The sequence below is a fragment of the Gloeotrichia echinulata CP02 genome, from assembly GCA_038087035.1.
Classification (GTDB): domain Bacteria; phylum Cyanobacteriota; class Cyanobacteriia; order Cyanobacteriales; family Nostocaceae; genus Gloeotrichia; species Gloeotrichia echinulata.
In genome coordinates this window covers 1,960,332-1,981,552 of sequence record CP051187.1, presented here as the reverse complement: position 1 = coordinate 1,981,552, position 21,221 = coordinate 1,960,332, and the positions used below count along the sequence as shown (strand labels likewise).

Annotated in this window: 20 protein-coding genes; all 20 read left to right on the top strand. The window is 40.5% G+C overall.

Going from position 1 to position 21,221, the window contains the following annotated elements:
- The first annotated feature begins 100 nt into the window (after positions 1–100).
- The 20 genes from HEQ19_08735 to HEQ19_08640 all read left to right on the top strand — a co-directional run bounded on the left by HEQ19_08735 (position 101) and on the right by HEQ19_08640 (position 21,219).
- A complete protein-coding gene (locus HEQ19_08735; GenBank protein ID WYL99601.1) occupies positions 101–1,129 on the top strand; it encodes a Gfo/Idh/MocA family oxidoreductase in 1,029 nt (342 codons plus the stop codon).
- Positions 1,126–2,238, top strand: a complete 1,113-nt coding sequence (locus HEQ19_08730) for a DegT/DnrJ/EryC1/StrS family aminotransferase (GenBank protein WYL99600.1) — start codon at positions 1,126–1,128, stop codon at positions 2,236–2,238. The genes HEQ19_08735 and HEQ19_08730 overlap by 4 nt, the downstream gene beginning before the upstream one ends.
- Positions 2,235–3,242 carry a hypothetical protein gene (locus HEQ19_08725; GenBank protein ID WYL99599.1) on the top strand — a complete coding sequence of 336 codons (1,008 nt, stop codon included), beginning with the start codon at positions 2,235–2,237 and terminating at the stop codon, positions 3,240–3,242. Before HEQ19_08730 ends, HEQ19_08725 begins: the two co-directional genes overlap by 4 nt.
- A 14-nt stretch (positions 3,243–3,256) precedes the next feature.
- On the top strand, positions 3,257–4,234 hold the full coding sequence (locus HEQ19_08720) for a methionyl-tRNA formyltransferase (GenBank protein WYM03318.2): 978 nt from the start codon (positions 3,257–3,259) through the stop codon (positions 4,232–4,234).
- Positions 4,224–5,198, top strand: coding sequence for an NAD-dependent epimerase/dehydratase family protein (locus tag HEQ19_08715; protein ID WYL99598.1), 975 nt, complete (start codon positions 4,224–4,226; stop codon positions 5,196–5,198). Before HEQ19_08720 ends, HEQ19_08715 begins: the two co-directional genes overlap by 11 nt.
- The gene (locus HEQ19_08710) at positions 5,191–6,393 is read left to right on the top strand and encodes a DegT/DnrJ/EryC1/StrS family aminotransferase (GenBank protein WYL99597.1); all 1,203 of its coding nucleotides are present in this window, start codon (positions 5,191–5,193) and stop codon (positions 6,391–6,393) included. Before HEQ19_08715 ends, HEQ19_08710 begins: the two co-directional genes overlap by 8 nt.
- Before the next feature lie 13 nt (positions 6,394–6,406).
- Positions 6,407–8,050, top strand: a complete 1,644-nt coding sequence (locus HEQ19_08705) for a glycosyltransferase (protein WYL99596.1) — start codon at positions 6,407–6,409, stop codon at positions 8,048–8,050.
- Between the two features lie 53 nt (positions 8,051–8,103).
- Positions 8,104–9,039, top strand: a complete 936-nt coding sequence (locus HEQ19_08700; GenBank protein ID WYL99595.1) for a glycosyltransferase family 8 protein — start codon at positions 8,104–8,106, stop codon at positions 9,037–9,039.
- 84 nt (positions 9,040–9,123) lie between these two features.
- Positions 9,124–9,606: an acyltransferase gene (locus HEQ19_08695; protein WYM03317.2), complete on the top strand. Its 483-nt coding sequence runs from the start codon at positions 9,124–9,126 to the stop codon at positions 9,604–9,606.
- Positions 9,603–10,562, top strand: a complete 960-nt coding sequence (locus HEQ19_08690) for a glycosyltransferase (protein WYL99594.1) — start codon at positions 9,603–9,605, stop codon at positions 10,560–10,562. Before HEQ19_08695 ends, HEQ19_08690 begins: the two co-directional genes overlap by 4 nt.
- Complete coding sequence (locus HEQ19_08685; protein WYL99593.1) at positions 10,559–11,521, top strand: glycosyltransferase; 963 nt, start codon at positions 10,559–10,561, stop codon at positions 11,519–11,521. The genes HEQ19_08690 and HEQ19_08685 overlap by 4 nt, the downstream gene beginning before the upstream one ends.
- Before the next feature lie 19 nt (positions 11,522–11,540).
- On the top strand, positions 11,541–12,563 hold the full coding sequence (locus tag HEQ19_08680) for a glycosyltransferase family A protein (GenBank protein WYL99592.1): 1,023 nt from the start codon (positions 11,541–11,543) through the stop codon (positions 12,561–12,563).
- A 68-nt stretch (positions 12,564–12,631) separates the two neighbouring features.
- A complete protein-coding gene (locus HEQ19_08675; GenBank protein WYL99591.2) occupies positions 12,632–13,591 on the top strand; it encodes a glycosyl transferase in 960 nt (319 codons plus the stop codon).
- A 121-nt stretch (positions 13,592–13,712) separates the two neighbouring features.
- The gene (locus HEQ19_08670) at positions 13,713–14,459 is read left to right on the top strand and encodes a glycosyltransferase (protein WYL99590.1); all 747 of its coding nucleotides are present in this window, start codon (positions 13,713–13,715) and stop codon (positions 14,457–14,459) included.
- Between the two features lie 17 nt (positions 14,460–14,476).
- Positions 14,477–15,490, top strand: coding sequence for a glycosyltransferase family 2 protein (locus tag HEQ19_08665; GenBank protein ID WYL99589.1), 1,014 nt, complete (start codon positions 14,477–14,479; stop codon positions 15,488–15,490).
- Between the two features lie 30 nt (positions 15,491–15,520).
- Positions 15,521–16,750, top strand: coding sequence for a glycosyltransferase (locus HEQ19_08660; GenBank protein WYL99588.1), 1,230 nt, complete (start codon positions 15,521–15,523; stop codon positions 16,748–16,750).
- A gap of 95 nt (positions 16,751–16,845) precedes the next feature.
- A complete protein-coding gene (locus tag HEQ19_08655) occupies positions 16,846–17,808 on the top strand; it encodes a hypothetical protein (GenBank protein WYL99587.1) in 963 nt (320 codons plus the stop codon).
- Complete coding sequence (locus HEQ19_08650) at positions 17,792–18,856, top strand: glycosyltransferase (GenBank protein WYM03316.2); 1,065 nt, start codon at positions 17,792–17,794, stop codon at positions 18,854–18,856. The genes HEQ19_08655 and HEQ19_08650 overlap by 17 nt, the downstream gene beginning before the upstream one ends.
- 237 nt (positions 18,857–19,093) lie before the next feature.
- Entirely contained in the window at positions 19,094–20,332 is a 1,239-nt protein-coding gene (locus HEQ19_08645; GenBank protein WYL99586.1) for a hypothetical protein, read from the top strand.
- Between the two features lie 80 nt (positions 20,333–20,412).
- Positions 20,413–21,219 (top strand): FkbM family methyltransferase, encoded by an 807-nt coding sequence (locus HEQ19_08640; protein ID WYL99585.1) that lies wholly within the window; start codon positions 20,413–20,415, stop codon positions 21,217–21,219.
- Positions 21,220–21,221: the final 2 nt, after the last annotated feature.

Below are 21,221 nucleotides of genomic sequence, written 5' to 3'. Positions count from 1 at the left end.
AATTACTTAAAGTATTGCCACATAATATAATCACCTTTTACAGACGGTGGTTGCTAGTTCAATAAATTTTGATTAATTAAAATCAATAGGAAACAAAATCATGATTAATATCGCAGTAATTGGCTATGGTTATTGGGGTCCTAATCTGGTAAGAAATTTCGCCGAAATTCCAGGTGCAAAGGTCACAAAAGTCTGCGATTTTAAACCAGAACTATTAGCAAAGGTGCAGGCTCGCTATCCAACCATCGAAGTCACCACAGATTGTCAAGAAGTATTTACAGACTCCAAAATTGACGCAGTGGCGATCGCCACACCAGTTTCCACCCACTTTGACTTAGCCTTAGCCGCATTACAGGCTGGGAAGCATGTACTCGTAGAGAAACCGATAACCACGACCTCAGAGCAAGCAATGCGCTTGATTGAGGAAGCAGAAAAACGCCGCCTAGTGCTGATGGTAGATCACACCTTTGTTTATACAGGTGCTGTACGCAAAATGCACGACCTAATTGCCACCAAGACCCTAGGCGATATTTACTACTACGATTCTGTACGAGTCAACCTAGGACTGTTTCAGCATGATGTCAATGTCATCTGGGATTTGGCAGTTCACGACCTTTCCATCATGAACTATGTCTTACCATCCCAGCCCTATGCTGTTTCAGCTTGTGGCATCAGTCATGTATCAGGAGAACCCGAAAATATCGCTTACTTGACCTTATTTTTTGAGAATAACTTAATTGCTCATATTCATGTCAACTGGCTAGCACCAGTGAAAGTGCGCCGCACACTAATTGGTGGTAGTCAACGGATGATTGTGTACGATGACTTGGAACCTAGCGAGAAGCTGAAGATTTACGACAAAGGAATTACCCTCAATGGCAATTCCGAAAGCGTGTACCAAATGTTAATTGGTTATCGTACAGGAGATATGTGGTCTCCCAAGTTAGATATAACAGAAGCACTGCGGACAGAAGGATTACACTTCATCAATTGCATTCAAAAAGGCGATCGCCCCATTACCGATGGGGAAGCAGGAATGCGGGTAGTGAGAATACTCGAAGCTGCAACCGAGTCTATGAAGAAACAAGGCCGATTAATTGAACTGAACCTAGCAGAGGTAGCAGCGTGATTCCATTTGTAGATCTCAAAACTCAGTACCTGAGCATCAAAGACGAAATAGACACCGCCGTTTTAAAAGTCCTAGAAAGTACCCAATTCATCTTAGGTAATGAAGTAAAACTTTTAGAACAAGAGTTTGCAGATTACTGCAATGCTGATTATGGCATCGCTGTCAATACAGGTACTAGCGCCCTCCATCTAGCATTATTAGCCGCTGGCATTGGTACTGGTGACGAAGTAATTACCGTATCTTTCACCTTCATTGCTACAGCAGCAGCAATTTGTTATACCGGAGCCACACCAGTTTTCGTAGATATTGACCCGGTTTCCTACACAATCGATGTCACCAAAATAGAACAAGCGATCACTGAACGTACTAAGGCCATTCTGCCTGTACATTTATACGGTCAACCAGCGGATATGGAGCCAATTTTAGAAATTGCTCGTGGTCATGGTTTGATTGTGATCGAAGATGCAGCCCAAGCTCATGGTGCCGAGTACAAGGGTCAGCGCGTAGGTAGTATAGGCGACATTGGTTGTTTTAGCTTTTACCCTGGTAAGAACTTAGGTGCTTACGGAGAGGGAGGCATGGTAGTTACCAATAATCCCGAATATGCCCGCACCATGCAGATGCTACGGGACTGGGGTCAAGAACGGAGGTATCACCATGTCCTCAAGGGTTATAACTATCGCATGGATGGCATCCAAGGCGCTATTTTACGGGTGAAGTTGCGTTACATCGAAGCGTGGACAGAAGCCAGAATCACACATGCAGCACAATATAATCAACTCTTGGCAAACTCTGCCATCACTACACCCATAGCACTGCCTCACAATCGCCACGTTTACCATATCTACGCCGTGCGAACTATCGAGCGGGAACGGCTACAACAGGAGCTAAATCAGCTGGGCATTCAAACAGGTATTCATTATCCCATCCCTGTCCACCTGCAAACAGCCTACGCCGATTTAGGGTATCAGTGTGGTGATTTTCTCCACACAGAACTAGCCGCTAGACAAGTCCTATCCCTGCCCATGTATCCTGAACTCACCGCTGCACAAATTAGCACTGTTAGCGAAAGTCTCCAGAAAATTCTTCAGGGAGTGTCAGTTGAATGAGCGATCGCCGTCCTGGGTTAAACCCCCATCGCCTCGTCTGGTTGATGCGTCAGGCTATCGAGCGTTGCGATTTACAATTGCAAAAGGCGATCATTCTGACAGAAGCAGCGACTGGAGCCTATGCAGTCACACCTGTTATTGCCGCTATCGCAGGAGCAGAAAAAGTGTTTGCCCTCACCCAGAGTAGCCGTTATGGCACTATAGAGCAAGTGAAAGCACTGACAGAGCAACTAGCTGAAATTGCTGGGGTGAGTGGGCAAATTGAATTTATCACTGAAAAAACTGAAGATATCGTCGCTCAAGTAGACATCATTACCAACAGTGGACACGTCCGCCCCATTAATACCGAAATGATTGGCTGGATGAAGCCCACAGCAGTCATTGGTTTAATGTATGAAGCCTGGGAGTTTAGACCAGAAGACGTGGATCTCATCGCCTGTCGCCTCAAAGGTATCCAGGTAGCAGGAGTCAACGAAAGGCATCCAGCAGTTGACGTATTTTCCTTTCTGGGAATCATGGCAGTCAAGCTCTTGCTAGATGCAGGTATCGCAGTTTACACAAGTAATATATTATTGTTGTGCGACAACCCTTTTGAGAGCTTTATTGAACGTGGTTTAGTACAAGCAGGTGCGACTGTGGACACTTTTGACCTGCTCGCTGCTGCACCGACAGATAAAATCTACGATGCCATTCTAGTAGCTTTGCAACCAAGAGTAGAGCCAATACTGTCGGCTAGGGATGCGGCGATAATTGCCAAATATTGGACAGGGACCCTGGTAGCCCAGTACTGGGGTGACATCGAGCGGTCTGCTTTTGTCTGGCATAACATCCCCTTCACCCCGGAAATTGAACCAGAGCATGGACATATGGGCATCTTACCATCAGCAGTGGGGCCAGAACCAATTGTCCGTCTGCAAACAGGAGGACTCAAAGCGGCTGAAGTCATTTGGCGACATTCCTTGCAGTCTCAAGACTCAGGGCTGGAATTTGTGCAACTGCTGTGAGGGGGTAGAAAATTGTGAATGTACTGCTGATTGGTATTGGTACGACCACCTTGAGTGCCTTGGAATCATTAATTTCCCAGTGTCATGTGCAAGCAGTGGCGAGAAATATAGACACCACATTGAATACAGAAGACCCTGTGGTGAATCTAGCACAGCAACTGAATATTCCCATCTTTCCAGATACCTCACAAAAAGCAATTAAAGCACTCATTTTAAAATTTCAGCCTGATTGTGTGGTAGTTTCTTCCTATAATCAAATTTTGCCACCATCACTGATTGAACTCTCTACATTTATCAATGTTCATTATTCGCCATTACCCCAATATCGGGGACGTGCCAACGTTAATTGGGCGATGATTAATGATGAACCTTGTGCAGCGATAAGTATTCATAAAATTTCACCTGATTTAGATCAGGGGAATATTTTGTTTCAGCAATTAATTCCGATTCACGTTGATGACACTGTTGGGGTATTATATGAGAAGTTAAATCAAATTCAGAGGCAACATTTAGGAGAAACAGTTGTAAATTCCTGGAATGGCTATGAAGGCATAGAGCAAAATAACGCTGAAGCTACTTATTGTTGTACTCGCCTTCCCGAAGATGGTGAAATTAATTGGTCAGGTTCCACCAGAAGCATAGATTGTTTGATTCGGGCATTAGCCCCGCCTTTTCCTGGTGCTTATACTTACTTTGAAGGCAAAAAGTTGCTGATTTGGCAAGCCAAGTATGTAGATCATCCCCCCAAGTATGTAGGACGCATTCCCGGAAGAGTCATTGGCAGATCTAAAACAGAAGGTTTTGTTGATGTTCTCACAGGTGAGGGCGTGCTGAGAATTTTGCAAGTGCAATTGGCACCAGAAGAAAGAACAGCAGCAGCAAATATAATTAAGTCTGTGAAAACCACTTTAGGTTTACGCATTTCCGATTTGCTAAATCATATTCAAATCCTGGAAGCAGAAATTACCAAACTAAAAGAAGATGCAAAATAGTCGAGTATTAATTACCGGTGGTGCAGGTCTAGTAGGCTCCCATATTGCCGATTTGTTAGTCAAAGAAGGAGTATCTGAAATTATTGTTTTAGATAACTTCACCCGTGGACAACTGAAAAACCTCGCCTGGACAAAAGAGCAAGGTCCATTGGTAATTGTGGAAGGCGATATCCGCGATCAAAAACTCCTTGGGGAAGTGATGCAAGGTGTGGATATAGTTTTTCATCAAGCCGCAATTCGCATTACCCAATGTGCTGAAGAACCGCGTTTAGCCTTAGAAGTTTTAGCAGATGGGACCTTCAATGTTTTGGAAGCAGCGGTAAAAGCGAAGGTAAAAAAGGTAGTAGCTGCTTCATCAGCATCAATTTATGGTATGGCGGAGGAATTTCCCACCACGGAATCCCATCACCCCTACAATAACCGCACCATCTACGGTGCAGCCAAGACCTTTAATGAAGGATTGTTACGCAGTTTCTACGATATGTATGGGCTGAATTATGTCGCGTTGCGATACTTTAATGTATACGGACCGCGAATGGATATTTACGGTGTATATACGGAAGTGCTAATTCGTTGGATGGAGCGCATCGCCGCAGGTCAGCCGCCATTGATTTTCGGTGATGGTAAACAGACAATGGACTTTGTGTATATCGAAGACATTGCTAGAGCGAATATCTTGGCTGCCAAAGCGGATGTTACTGATGACGTATTTAACATTGCCAGTAGTGTAGAAAGTAGCCTGAATGACCTAGCTTATAGTTTAGCTAAGGTGATGGGGTCAGATTTACAACCAGAATATGGCCCAGAACGCAAAGTCAACCCCGTAGCCCGCCGACTAGCAGATGTGAGCAAAGCCAAGAAATTACTCGGTTTTGAGGCAGAAATCTCCCTAGAAGAGGGATTGCGGCGGTTAGTAAGTTGGTGGCGGGAACAAAAGCTGACAAAGGAAGCTACTAATGTCTGAAAAAATACAAACAATTCCAATTGCTAAACCTTGGATGGGGGAAGCTGAGGCAGAAGCGGCAAAGCGTCCAATCCTCACTGGATGGGTAACACAAGGACCTGAAGTTGCGGCCTTTGAGCAGGAATTTGCTGCTTATGTCGGTGCAAAGCACGCTTGCGCTGTATCTAATTGTACTACAGCGTTGCACTTGGCCTTGTTAGCTGTAGGTGTGCAGCCAACAGATGAAGTAATTACCGTCAGCCATTCCTATATTGCCACCGCCAACAGCATCCGCTACTGTGGGGCGATCCCAGTATTTGTGGATATCGAACCACAGAGCTATAACATCAACCCGATGTTAATTGAGGATGTGATTAACGAACGCACCCGTGCGATTTTGGTAGTCCACCAAATCGGAATGCCTTGCGACCTCAAAGCCATTTTAGAAATTGCTCACCGTTACAATTTACCAGTAATTGAAGACGCAGCCTGTGCGATCGGCAGTGAAATTCTCTCCTATGGAAACTGGGAGAAAATTGGTAAACCACATGGGGATATCGCCTGTTTTTCCTTTCACCCCCGGAAAGTTATTAGCACTGGCGATGGGGGGATGCTGACTACATCTAATCCTGAATGGGATAAACAGTTTCGTCTCTGGCGACAACATGGGATGAGTGTACCAGATACAGTCCGCCACGGTGCTAAACAGGTGATATTTGAGTCATATCCCATGTTGGGCTACAACTACCGCATGACTGATATTCAAGCAGCCGTTGGACGGGAACAACTCAAACGCCTACCGGAAATTGTGGCACGTCGGCGTTATTTAGCACAGCGATATCAGGAATTGCTCGCAGATGTGCCGGGATTGAAGTTACCCACAGAACCAGATTGGGCAAAGAGTAACTGGCAAAGTTTCTGCGTTAGGTTACCAGAGAAGTGTGACCAACTGCAAGTAATGCAGGCGATGTTAGATGCTGGGGTGTCTACACGTCGGGGAATTATGTGCGCTCATCGGGAAAGTGCTTATCAAAAAGAACCTTGGTCATGTGGTGTTGTCAAGGAAGATTGTCATTGCGAAATAGGAAGTTGTCAGCGCTTAAGTGAGAGCGAGCAGGCGCAGGAACGGGCGATTATTTTGCCATTGTTTCATCAAATGACCGAGGAAGAACAGGAACGGGTGGTTGAGGTTTTGAAAAAGGTTTGTCAGATTTAGGAATTCGTTGACAATGGAAACAACATCTCAAGATACACTAAGCCTATGGCGAGAAGAAGGTAGTCGCCTGATTCCCCAAAACTTTGAAGTGTTTAATAGCCTAGTGGCGCAGGCGAAAGCGCTGGTTCAGCGGGGAAAGTATGAAGAAGCTGCGGTTTATGGAGAGATCGCAGCTTGGTTTACATGTGCACAACCCTGTGGTTTATTTGTCAGCTTTGAGCTTGAGCAAATCCTCTTAAAGATTGGACAACAAGCTATCAAATGCAATAGTTATCCGAGTCAAAATCCCTCAATATCTCAAAGACCAAAGAAGATATTGCATGTGTGTACATCTGTGATGTCCATTGGTGGACTTTCCAAGATGCTTTGGCGCTGGATTCAGCAGGATACCGAGAGTACCCATTCAGTAGCTTTGACAAAGCAGGAATCAAATAATGTACCGCAAATCTTGAAAGACTCTGTGAGCAAGAGTAACGGTAAGATATACATGTTGAACCAGTTAGCTAGTGGCCTGATTTCTCGAGCTAAAGAGCTACGGGAAATTGCCGCAACAGTAGATGTGGTTGTACTGCACGTATATAACCAAGATGTGATTCCCATGATTGCTTTTGCGAATAAAGAGCAATCTCCACCAGTGATATTTTTGGATCATGCGGATCACCTGTTTTGGCTAGGTGCTAGTATCAGCGATGTGGTTGCTAATTTGCGTGAGTCTGGTATGCGCTTATCACAGCAACGTCGGGGTATTGAGCCACAACGCAACGTACTTCTGCCTACCATTGTAGAACCTACTGACCGAAAACTTTCTCGCGTGCAAGCCAAACAACAGATCGGTATTCAAGAAGATACTATCGTATTGCTCTCAATAGCTAGATCTGTTAAGTACAATAGATCTGTCAATGGCATGAACTTTGCAGATGCACATGTTCCTATCCTAGAAAAATACAAAAATGCTTGTCTGTTGGTTGTGGGTGCTAACAATCCAGAGGATTGGTCAACAGCCATTGAGCAAACAGAAGGCAGAATTAGAGCGATCGCCGAAACTGAGAATACTGCTATATATTACCAGGCTGCTGACATTTATGTTGACTCGTTTCCATTTGTTTCCATTACATCCCTATTAGAGGCTGGAAGCTATGGTGTACCTTTGGTAAGCCGTTATCCTTACTCTTGCGATGCTTCCGAAATTCTTGGTGCTGATATGCCGGGGTTAACAGGTAATCTAATTAGAGTGCGGAACCTTGAAGAGTATACAGATTGTCTAACGCAGTTGATCGAAGATCAAGAATTTAGACTTTCCCTAGGGGAAGCAACCAAAAATAAAATAGCACAGACACACTGGGCAAGCAATTGGCAACCTGCTTTAGAAAATCTCTATACTCGTGCTATTACACTCACCCCTGTAACTGCACCGTTGGCTCCCAAGGATCAGATGTTTCTGGGTGAGCCAGATGTTTTCTTACCCAATGTTCATGGCTGGTACTTCAATTTTACTCTGGCAATTCAACCTTATCTAAAATTTATGCCCTTGACTCAACGGCTGTACCACTGGTACAGATTAGTCAAAAAGCATGGACTTCGCAATCGGGTTACTTTATTGCTACCTAGTTGGCTGTATTCACGCTATCAAGGCTTGAAAGTGGGTAGTAAATTGTAATCTGCCATCTGTAATCTATTTTTACTAATAAATTTAAAAAAATAAAAAGTATTATGAGTATTAGCGTTGTTTGTACAATAGATGATAAATATGCACAGCACTGTGCAGTCATGCTAACATCATTATTCAAAAATAATCCCACTCAAGTTTTTGAAGTTTATATCATTACTGACAGCATCAAATCTCAGGAATTTCAAAAATTAGAGATATTCCTAACCCCGAATATACATAAGTTTTATTTTATTAAAATAGATAAAGATAGCTTTCAAGAAGCACCTATTAGCCATCATATATCTATTGCTGCCTACTTTAGATTATCAATAACTGAAGTATTACCTATTGAGTTAGAAAAAGTATTATATATAGACTCAGATATAATTTTTAGGAGAAAAATAGATGATTTATGGAAAATTGATATTGGAAATTTTACCCATGCAGCAACTATTGCTATAGGTATGGATGATTATCCAAAAAAAATAGGTTTACCAGAAAATTCCCTTTATTTCAATTCCGGATTAATGTTAATCAACCTTGAATATTGGCGGGAATTAAAGATTTTTGAACGAGGATGTGAACTAATTCGTCAACAACGTGAAAAACTGCAATGGTGGGATCAAGATGTTCTAAATATCCTCCTTCATAATTCTTGGCTGCCTATAGATTTAACATGGAACTCACAAGTATTTATGGATGATGAAGAAGTGCCAATCAGTTCTCTGTACCAAGAGAAATACACAAAATTTAATTATCTCAAAGCCAAAGTTGATCCAGCAATTGTTCACTTCATAGGAGGTGGTAGTTCAAAACCTTGGTATTATGGTTGTAAACATCCATTCAAACATGAGTACGAAAAATATCTTCACGCTACACCTTGGAAAAATACAATTCCCATTGGTCAGCCAAGCTTAATTTCACGAATCAGATTTCGTCTTGGTATAGGTAGTAAACTGCGTCAGATATGGCAAGTTTTAACAAACAAGTTTATTTAGCTATTACTCGTGTTTAAGCAGTTATTAAAACTACAACTAAAGCTGATAAATAGGTGGGAGCGTTTTCGTCTGAGATTCAGCGGAGTGCAATTGGATTCTTCTTGCTCTATAGGTAGGCAAGTTTTAGCTCAACTCGGATTTTCTAATGGCTTTACTGGTGAAATTTATTTATCACCAAACGTCAAATTAGAACAGGGTGTGATTTTACAGGCTTGGGGAGGAAGTATCGCAATTCAAGATAATGTTTTTATTGGTCCTTACACCGTTATTTATGGTCACGGTGGTGTGATAATTGGTGAAGACTCCTTGATTGCAATGCACTGTCGCATTCTTTCCTCCAATCATACAATTCCTGAGCAAGCGCAACATATTCGTTGGCAACCTGATATTTTGATGCCTACGACTATAGGTAAAGATGTCTGGCTTGGTGCAGGAGTTACCGTTTTAGGAGGAGTCACAATCGGCGATGGTTGTGTCGTAGGTGCTGGTGCTGTTGTAACCAAGGATCTACTACCTTATTCGATCGCTATAGGTGTTCCGGCAAAAGTTGTAAAGACACGCACATGATACCTCTAATTTCAGTCATTATTCCAACTCATAATCCTAATTTAACTAGATTGCAAAGAACTCTGTATGGTTTGATCTCGCAGTCTTTACCATACAGCAATTGGCATTTGTTAATTGTTGATAATGCTTCTAACGATCCAGATTTATTTGCGAATTTAGACCTCTCCTGGCATCCGAAAACAAAAATTATCCGAGAAGAACGTCTGGGACTAACACGGGCAAGAATTGCTGGAATTCAGGCAAGTACAGGCGATTATTTGGTATTCGTTGATGATGATAATGTTCTCTGTAGCAATTACCTCAAAGACATCGTTGAAATTTTTAATAACTATCCGCAATTAGGCGCAATTGGCGGCAAATCACTGCCAGAATTTGAAGTAGAACCAGATCCCTGGATTAAACAGTTTTGGGGTTGTCTTGCATTGCGAGATTTAGGAGATGATGTCCAAATTTATGCTTATGAAAAAACATCTAATTTTGAAAAAATTCATCCTGTATTTGCACCAATTGGTGCAGGTATGGCATTACGCCGAAAAGCCGCAGAGTTCTACGTTAGCTGTATCTTAAGTGATCACAGTAGACTAGCGCTTGATCGCACAGGAAAAAGCCTTCAATCTGGTGGCGATTGTGACATCAACCTGACCATTTTAGACGCTGGTTGGTCAGTCGGTTACTTCCCACAACTTAAACTCACTCATCTGATTTCTGCCAATCGCCTGACCAAAGAGTATCTTGCTCGCCTAAACTTTGCCTCTTCACGTTCCTGGGTTCAAGTGTTAGATGCTCATCATATTAGACCTTGGAAAAAAATTCCCAGTTGGAGTGTTATACCCAGAAAAATAAAAGCTTTTATTAGCTATAAAGCGTGGAAAAGTCGTGCTAACTATGTGAATTGGCAAGGTGCTTGTGGGATGTTAGAAGGTTTAGAAGTATTGAAACAGAAAAGCAATTTATGAATATAACTCAGGTTAGTCAACTAGCCAAAAAACTCAAGCTTGGGAAAATTTTATATAAATTTTATTATCAACCAAATGCAACAATTTGGTTTCGTTATAATTTACTTTTAGCCCGTTACGGTGAAAATCAATTAAAAAGTAAATTGCAGTTTATTCAGGCTCCACAATTCCCTGATATAGATATAGATATCACCTTTATGACAGGTGAAAAATATTGGCATCAAACTGTGCTTTGTGCATTGTCACTAGTACATGTTATTGAGCATGTCCCGCATTTCACTATTTATGATGATGGCACACTCAACCTTGAAAGAATTCAGCTATTAAAAAGGCTATTTCCCCAGACTTGTATAATAACCAAAGCACAAGCAGAAGCCAATTTAGAACCTGTTCTGCCAAAAACAAGCTATCCAGCTTTATGGACTGCACGTACAAGATTTGTCCAAATGAGAAAACTTATAGATATCAACATCTTATCTCCAGGTAAGCTTTACTTGGATAGTGACATGATTTTTTGGCAATATCCGTCTGAATTAATTGAATTTTATAACAACAAAAAAGCTTTTTTTATGGTGCAGAATAACGTTCCAGAATTCTGGGGTTTTATTTGTGATACCACCAAAATTTTTGCATCTACTGGAATCCAGCCAATTCCACATTTCAATGCAGGTATTTTTTTCTTGGGTAAGACAGAAATTGATTGGGATTTGGTTGAGTCTTGGACTAAAACTTTAATGGACATTCCCGAACAGCATAATCCGATTACTCTTGAGCAAACCTTACTGGCACTAATTTTTGCCCAGATCAAAAATGCGATTGGCTTACCTGATGCTTATTATGTAGCATCTGATGATAATTTTCCTCAGCATTTTATATTGACTCATTATATAAATAATCAAATGAAGCTTAAGTATATGAATAGAGAATGGTATCGCTGGTTTTCTCAGTTTGCAAATTAATAATCATTAAGATATAGCAATGTCAATAGATTTATCTGTCATCATTCCTGCCTATAATCGCGTGGAAATGCTCAAATATACCCTTGAGAGTATTCACCATGCTATTCAAGATTTAATTGTTGAAATCATCGTTGTTGATGACGGTTCACAACAGCCGTTATCGGATTGTCTGGCGGGTTTTTTGAATTTACCAATTTGCTTCATTCGTCAAACTAACCAAGGTTCAATTGTTGCTAGAAATCGAGGACTCAGAGAAGCAAAAGGTAAATATATTTTCTTTTTAGACTCGGATGATATAGTGCATCCAGAAAAATTCATTACCCAAATTGCTGCTTTAGAAGACAATCAAGCAGATATTTGCTACACCGATGAAGCTAGTGTCAAGCTTCAGGGAGACTACAATGCTCTTATTTCCCAACCCACACGTATCCTGACTACTGTTACCCAAGCAGCTGAATTTTATTTGAAAGTTCAACCACTTCCCTGCAATCCAATATACCGCCGGAGCTATTTACAGAAATATTTAATAAATCCAATAGTTCCGGAAAATCGGATTTATGACCCAGTAGGAGATGTCTGGATTTATTATAATTTGGCAGCTTACTCTGCAAAAATTACTAAAGTCAACGGTTATTACAGCATTTATGGCGAACATGAGGAGGAACGATATACGAATCATTGGGAAAAGTTAGGAGTAGCTTCCCTAGCATTAGCGTTGACATTCATCAAAAACTGTCCTGTTAATGAATCAACATTTGCAGCTCGGAGAATAACAGGTGAGTGTGCGTTAATTGGCTGGCGTAGATTGCCCAAAAATTTTGATTTAACCTTTGAAAATAAAGTACTAGAAATTTGGCAAAAGTCTCCTCAAAGTAATTTAGAAAATCTAGGTGGCAAGATATTTCAAATCATAGCAAAAATAATTGGTATACGAAATGCAGCATCTATTTTCAGGTATTTTCAAAGACCTGATTACTCAAAAATCCAGACAGTCACTAATGAAGAATTAAAAAAATTAGTCGCTAGCTTAGAGAACATTTAAATGCTTTTTGAACTAGGTAATAGTATGTCGTAAAAAGTAAATTATCTTCTTTCATAATGTTGCATTCCATGACATTAATCAAAAATTTTCGCCCGGTTGCAAAGCGTTGGCATTTGGGGAAGCTCGCTTACAAATTTTACTACGCTCCCAAAGAAGCATTGCAGAAGATCTGGCGTAAGGGGTTAATCAATACAGTAATTGATGCTTGGGCACAAGACCAGATGCAGCAAGCAGCTTATCAACTACCCACGATTTCCCCTACTTCCTCAGTACCTCCCCTGCAAATCCATTTTTTGACAGGTAAAAAGTTCTGGTATCAGACCTGCTTCTGCGCTTACTCAATGGCTAGGCATACCGATGTGCCCATTTGTCCAGTCATTTATGACGATGGTTCTCTGGAGAAACAATACCAAAATGCCATTCGCCAAGTGTTTCCCAACGCCAAAATTTTCCTTAAGCCAGAGCTTGACACCCGTATTGAAGAATGTTTGCCAGCGCACAAATTTCCTTATCTGCGAGAACGCAGAGAAAACTACCCCAACATCCGCAAACTGACTGATATTCATGTTGGTAGTAGAGGTTGGAAACTAGTGCTTGATTCCGATATGCTGTTTTTCCGTGCGCCGACTATGCTACTAGATTGGCTCAAGTCTCCCGAAATTCCCTGCCACATGGTAGACACTGAAACTGCCTATGGTTATCCTGAAACTTTGATGGCATCTTTAGCAAAAGCGCCGATCTCCGACAGGCTCAACGTTGGCATTTGTGGGCTGAAGAGTGAGGACATTGACTGGGAACAACTCGAATACTGGTGTAAAACCATGATTGAGCAACAAGGCACTCACTATTACCAAGAACAGGCACTTATCGCTATGTTGATGGCGGGTAAACCCTGTGCTGTTGCTCCGGCGGCAGATTACATTGTAATGCCCAATCAAGGAGAAGTCATTGAGCCGAAAGCTGTATTACACCACTACGTTGCCGACTCTAAACCCTGGTATTTCCGCTACGGGTGGAAACATATTTGACAGAATACATAACGAAATTAAAAATTAGCATAAACCTATTTAATATACTAATTAATAAATCATTATGTTAATAAGTAACAAAATAATTCAGGGTTTATGGATAGGTGGTGAACTTTCAATTATGGAACAACTATCTATCAATTCATTTATAAAATCTGGGCATGAATATCACTTATATGTTTATAGTGATGTTAAAAATATTCCCAAAAATACAGTAATTAAGGATGGTAATCAAATTTTACCATCTGAGCGTATTTTTACCCATAAATCGGGGTGGGGTAAAGGAAGCTATGCAGGATTTGCAGACCTCTTTCGGTACCATCTTTTGAAAAAAATAGGTGGTTGGTGGGTAGATACTGATGTAATTTGTCTCAAGCCCTTTGATTTTGAATTAGACTTTGTAATTTCCTCTAGTTATGAAGGTAAGTGGGGTTCCCTGGCTAATAATTGCGTATTAAAATTGCCTAAATTTAGTAATTTAGCTAATAATATTTGTGAAATTAGCAATAGTAAGGAGCCAGGAGATTTAGGTTATGGAGAGATTGGTCCATTGCTATTACAAAAAGTTGTGAAAGAACTAGAATACCAAGAGTATATTGTCTCACATGAAGCATTTTGTCCAATCACATGGAGGGCTGTGGATAAAATAGTTTATTCGCCAGAAAAAATCACAATTAAAAAAGCTATCAAAGCAGTAAAAGATCTGATTAGACCAATTATCAGTCCTGAGACAAACCCAGGAAAAATCACTACAAAAAGTTATGCAGTTCATCTATGGAATGAAATCTGGCGACAAAATAATTTAGATAAGAATGCTAATTATGACAAAAGTTGTTTATATGAACGCCTGAAAACAAAATATTTATGATCTAATAGTTATTAATTATGAGCATAAACCCTCTAGTTTCAATCGTAATACCAGCTTTCAATGTAGAAGCATGGCTAGCAGAAACCCTAGAATCTGCTTTAGCCCAGACATGGCAAAACACAGAAATCATTATTGTGGATGATGGTTCAACAGATAACACTCTTGCAGTAGCTAAAACTTTTGCATCCTCTAAAGTTAAAGTCATTAGCCAAGAAAATAAAGGACAGAGCGCAGCCGAAAATCGTGCCTTACAAGAAGCTCAAGGAGATTTTATTGAGTATCTCGATGCAGATGACTTGCTAGCACCTGACAAAATTGAGCGCCAGATTCATCTGTTGGGTGATAGCAATTCTGAGTTTGTAGCATCAGGAGAATGGGCAAGATTTTACCAATCTCCTGAAGAAGCTTTGTTTATTTCTCAACCTCTCTGGGTAGATATGTCACCGATTGAGTGGCTAATTTGTGCTTGGGAAGGTCATTACATGATGCATGGAGCCGCTTGGTTAGTACCACGACACATAGCAGAAAGAGCGGGTTGTTGGAACGAAAAATTATCCCTAATCAATGATTTTGATTATTTTAGTCGCATTCTTTTAGTGAGTCAGGGAGTTAAATTTTGCCAGGGAGCTAGAACATATTACAGGTCTGGAAATACCAACAGTCTCAGTGGTTCCAAGTCTCGTAAGGCTTGGGAATCTGCTTTTTTGTCCCTGGAACTTGGCACGAATAATTTGTTGGACAAAGAAGACAGCTTGCGTACACGCCATGCTTGTACAACTGTTTTTCAACGCTTTATTTATGAAGTTTATCCTGATGTCCCAGACTTACAGCAAAAAGCTGAAGCAAAAGTTAAACAATTTGGGGGTTCTGATTTGAAACCTTCAGGTGGACCAATGTTTCAGCTTTGGTCATCACTTGTGGGCTGGAAGCAAGCAAAAAGAATTCAGAGATTTGCTTATAAAAACGGATATCTAAAAGCTGCGGTAGGCTGGAATTTGTCAAGGCTATTTGAGCGAGTTTTGAGCGTTTAAGGCAGAAAAATATGCAAAATATCTAATCTAATGGCAAAAATTTTGATTTTAATCGGCGCTCACCTTTGCACAGCTCCCCGACCACAAAAAGAAGCTGAGGCCTTAGCAAATGCTGGACATGATGTAACAGTACGCGGTTTTTGGTTTGAGCCAGAACTAGTAAAGCGCGATCGCCTACTCATGGCGAACAAAAAATGGCAATTTGCACCCATTATCGACTTTCAACCAAACCAAAAATTTAACAACTGGGCTATTCGGCTCCAGGGACGTTTAGCCAGAGAAAAATTTCAACGTTTCGGGATATTTTCACCTGACCTACTGGGCTACGGAGCAAAAGCGATGCTAAAAGTTGCTCGAAAAACCCGTGCAGATTTAACGATAGTCCACTCAGAAGCAGGACTTTGGGTAGGAAACCAACTGTTAAATGAAGGTTATAAGGTAGGTGTAGATTTTGAAGACTGGTTTTCTGAAGACCTGTTACCATTGGCTCGTGTCAGCCGTCCGATTACGCAGCTAAAACTGCTCGAAAGCCGACTAGCCCAGGAGTGTAACTATTGTCTTACCACCTCCCAGTCCTTAGCTGAGGCTCTAGCCAAAGCTTATCACGCACGCCAGCCCACAGTGATTTATAACGTTTTTCCCTGGTCTGAGCGCTTGCAAATTGACCAGCAAAAGCGCGATCGCCAAAATCTCAATGTACCCTCTGTGCATTGGTTTTCCCAAACCATTGGACCGGGAAGAGGTCTGGAAACTTTATTTGAAGCTTTACCCTATATCAAAATTCCCTTAGAAATTCATTTACGGGGTAATTACCCGGAAAGTTCCCGCCAATGGTTAGAGCCATTAGTACCTGATGAATGGCGCGATCGCCTCTTTATTCACCCTACTGTTCCCAACGGAGAATTATTATCTCGTATTGCTGAACATGATATTGGTTTGGCTTTGGAGTATAACGATATTCCTAGTCGCAATCTTACAGTCACAAATAAACTTTTTCAATATCTACAAGCTGGTCTAGCAATTATTGCTACTGATACTGCAGGTCAAAGAGAAATTTTATCTCAATATCCGGCAATTGGTCACTTGATACCCAGCAATGATCCAATAGCACTAGCTCAAGCACTCAAAAATTTACTCTGTGAATCTGAGAAATTGCCAGCTGCTCAAGCTGCTTCTTTACAAGCCGCTAAAGAGCAATTTTGCTGGGAAACACAAGTTAATTTCCTCTGGAAAACCGTTAACATAGCCTTTATTTCGTAATACATATTACCATTTAAAATAAAATTATTGTCTGTATAGACGCGGTTTCTAACCGCCAAGGTGAGTAGTAAATTAGACTTTTCAAACATCCCCTTATGCATAATGTAACTCTGCAGATTAACCTTTCACCTAGTGATATTGCCTACGCTCATCTAACAGTACCAAATCTAGTTACTGCACATCGTGCTAATGTCGATGAAACCCTAGCAATAGTTGACTGTTGTCGCCCACAGAAAACTAAGATTATCGATCCCGATATTCGCTTTCCTGAACCTCAATTTAGTCAGAAAGTCCAAAAAATCGTGAGGATTGCCGAAGACTTAAAAGCAAAGGGTTATCTAGATCGAATTGTTTACCTGCATCCAGGAAACTCTTTGCAGCCAGTTATTGCTCGCAAGTACTTGGGTAATTGGGTAAATGAAACTCATGACTATGGTGCCTGTGCGCTTATGTCTTATCTAGCAGCCTTTGAAGCAACCACCACATCCTATCTTATCCATTACGATGCTGATATGCTGCTTTATCAAGCGCCAAACTATGATTGGTCAGTTGAAGCTAAATATCTAATAGATAAATATCCTCAAGCAGTAGCTGCTAGCCCAAGAATTAGCCCACCATTTCACCAAGAAAATCATCTTCCGGATGCACCGAGTGTTCATGAGGGACGGCCGTTGATTCCTGTTAAAGGTGGTTGGTGTAATGATTGGTTCAGCACCCGTTGCTTTTTAATGGATAAAGAAAAGTTAAATAGATATTTACCACTTATTCAAGGTCGTCTCATACTAGAAACATTAGCAATCAAATATTTAAATCGCGGTTATCCCAGATCTCCTGAGATTATGCTCTTTCAGCGTATAGGTCGTGCTGGTGGTTGGCGTTTAAACCTCAAATCGGAGCAAGCATGGTTGTTACGTCCTGCTACTAAACCACCTCGTTATCTAGAGCTATTACCAAAAATTCAACAGTTGGTGATGAAAAATCAAGTGCCAGTTGAGCAGAAAGGACAAGCGGATATTAATCTATCTGCATGGGAAAAGTTGTTTGAAACATCAGCCTGAAATGCGTATCTTACTGACTGCAGATCCGGAACTCCCAGTACCACCAAAACTTTATGGTGGTATTGAACGTATTGTTGATTTATTGGTCACTGGACTACGAAGCTGTGGTCATACTGTGGGACTCGTTGCTCACCCTGAGTCTAGCGCAAAAGCCAGTCAATTTTTTCCTTGGTGGGGCAAGCAATCTCAAAACAAATTAGATGCATTAAAAAACACAACGGTCTTGTGGTCTGCTGTGCAGCAATTTCAACCGGATATCGTTCACAGTTTTTCTCGCGTCCTTTATTTGTTACCCCTTCTCAACTCTCGCTTACCCAAGATCATGTCTTATCAGCGCAACCCCAGCCACCGAACGACCAGTTGGGGGGCAAAATTAGCCAAAGGTTCTCTAACCTTTACTGGTTGCAGTGATTACATTAGCGGCATTGGGCAGAAGGCTGGAGGAGTTTGGCAGACAATTCACAATTGCGTTGAACTAGAAAAATATACTTTCTGTCCAACTGTAACACCAGATGCTCCCTTAGTTTTTCTCAGTCGAGTCGAAGAGATTAAAGGAGCGCATCAGGCGATCGCCGCAGCTCGCAAAGCAGGAAAGCGCTTAATTATTGCTGGAAACCAAGTCAATACAGATGAGGGAAAACACTACTGGGAACAGGAAATAGCCCCTTATCTTGGGAAAGATGGTATTGAATATATTGGATCTGTCAACGATGCTCAGAAAAATGAATTACTTGGTCAAGCAGCGGTGATGATTGTCCCCATTCAATGGGATGAACCTTTTGGAATTGTTTTTGCTGAAGCTTTAGCCTGTGGTACGCCTGTAATTTCTTGTCATCGCGGAGCATTGCCAGAAATTGTGCGTGAGGGTGTAGATGGTTATTTGGTGAATAATTTTGAGGAAGCTTGTAGTGCGATCCAAAAAATATCTCAGATTAATCGTTATCATTGCCGTCAACGTGTTGAACAGTGCTTTTCTGCTGATGTGGTTGTTACTCAATATGAGCAGCTTTACCATAAATTAATCTCTTCTAAACCTCAACCTGGTTGAAACCTGTAGTTTTGATAAAATTAGCTGAACAGATCACAATACTGCTCGGTTAAGCCCTTTTTGGTCATCATAGACAACAATATTTCAAGGGTTTCAGCCTACTTGATTTCCTTAAGCGAGCAGTATTGGAACACATCATACTCAACATGCTGTTGAGAAAGCTCTAGGTTTTAAAATTGATGTGATTTATTTGTGGAGTTTTGTTAAATTATTAACTGATTTTGTACAGAGATGATTATGAAAAAGCTTATCGATTTAGGAAATTTACTGTCTTATTTTATTGAATTTATTATAAGAGAAAAAAGACTACCACAAAAATTGACGGAAAATTACTTTTTTCATTTTCCAGGTTATGCACGAAGACGCTTTGAACAAGAATTAAAACATGTAAAATCAGAAGGTACTACTTTGGTTTATTTACCTAATTTACAACAAAGATATGTATATCAATTACTCCATATTTTCAGTCTATCTTTTCCACAATTAATTTTTCTCTGTAAAGAAAATAATATCAAAGAATATATAAATCTAGGGTACGAAGGTAGAAGAATCTTTTCCATTAAAAACTTAAAGGTGGTTTCAACAATTCCTGATATCTTTCAAGCAGATGTAGTGGTTATTTGTGATAATAATGAAAATAATGAAAACGATGTATCTAAATTCACAGCAAAAAAAACTCAGATAATTATAGAAACTGATGTATCACAAAAGCCAAAAACGGAATCTTTTATGCTACCATATGGGATTCACCCTTATTTTTTACAAAATCATGAAAAATTTAATACTGACATTAGTCAACTGCGGTTGAAAAATAGATCTATATCTATTTTTTTCTCAGGTAATACTCGATTTCTAGGTGATAAACATTTAGTTGAAAGATATTATAGCGTACCATCGCGTGAGCGATGTGTTCAATTCTTGACTGAAAATTCAACCATCCTAAATATATGTGTTATTCAAAAATTCAAAGAGAGGAAGAATTTTAATGATAATCCTAATAAATATAAAGATTACTCACTAGTTTTTTGTACCTGTAAAGGGTTGCCTGAAAAATGGTTAAATGAATTGTCTAATGCTAACTTTTTCCTGGCACTTCCTGGTGGTTATATGCTGATGTGCCACAATGCCATTGAAGCTATGGCAGTAGGAACAATTCCTATTCTCAGCTATGAACATTGGTTTTTTCCACCTCTGATTAATGGTGAAACCTGCTTAACCTATAAATGCTTAGAAGAAATTCCTCAAGTTATCGCTTATGCAAACAAATTGAAAAAAAATGTTATTGAAAAAATGAGAGAAGCAGTCATAAATTATTATGATCGTTATTTGAGTGTTTTGAGAGTGGTTGATTTTCTGCAAAAATATGAGGGTTCTAAGCTCCATTTATATATTAATCATGAAGAGGCCGAAACTCTGCGAAAAGTGACAGATAAATCAATTCTAAGTTGTGGTGGCAGTCTCCAAGCTTTACCATAAATTAGTTCATAGCTAATGAAGGTTCTGAATGGCATAAAATTTAAAGACAATCTACGGAATTGTTTTAGCTAATAAAATTCATGAGAACTATTGCTCTACCTTTGCCTCTAGCCTGGATACAATCACTTGACTTTCCTCATAAATTAGGGATATGTGAGCGAATGTTTGGTCAAACTATATCTTCTCACGGTATATGCTGGGTAAAAACCGGAGCAGGAATTACCTGGAAACTTGATCTCACAAATCCCACTCATCGCTGGATTGTTTATGGCAAATATGAGGGAGAAGGATTTATCAACTGGGCTACAAGATTCCTGCCAAAAGATGGAATTATTGTAGATTCTGGAGCGAATATCGGTCAAATGCTGATGTATTTATCTCAATGGATTCCACAGGGAAAAGTATTAGCATTTGAACCTGGGAGGGAAGCAGGTAACTGGCTAGCAGAGTGTCTCTCTGCCCATAAAGCCCTACCTGTAGAACTTCTGCGATTTGGTCTTGGTGCCTCCACGGCTAAACTTCGCCTACAGAGTATTGGAGATAATTTTGGGCACGGGGCTTGGAACCAAATATCTGAGACTGAAGGTGAGGAGATTCAGATTGTACGTCTAGCAGATGAGTTGGTAGCACGTTCGCTCACAACTGTTCATTTGTGGAAATTAGACGTAGAAGGCTACGAGATTCCTGCTTTACAAGGGGCAGAAGTCTTACTCAAAGAGCAGCGCATTAAAGCTATCTATGCAGAATTAGCTGGTGAAAATGGGCAACGAGTTAGGGAGTATTTAGCAAATTTTGGGTACTACTGTCACTTCCTCAATAGTCAAGGTAAGCCCTATCTAGCTGAAGAATTGCCAGAACATACAAACGGGTTATTTCTGCCAAGATAATT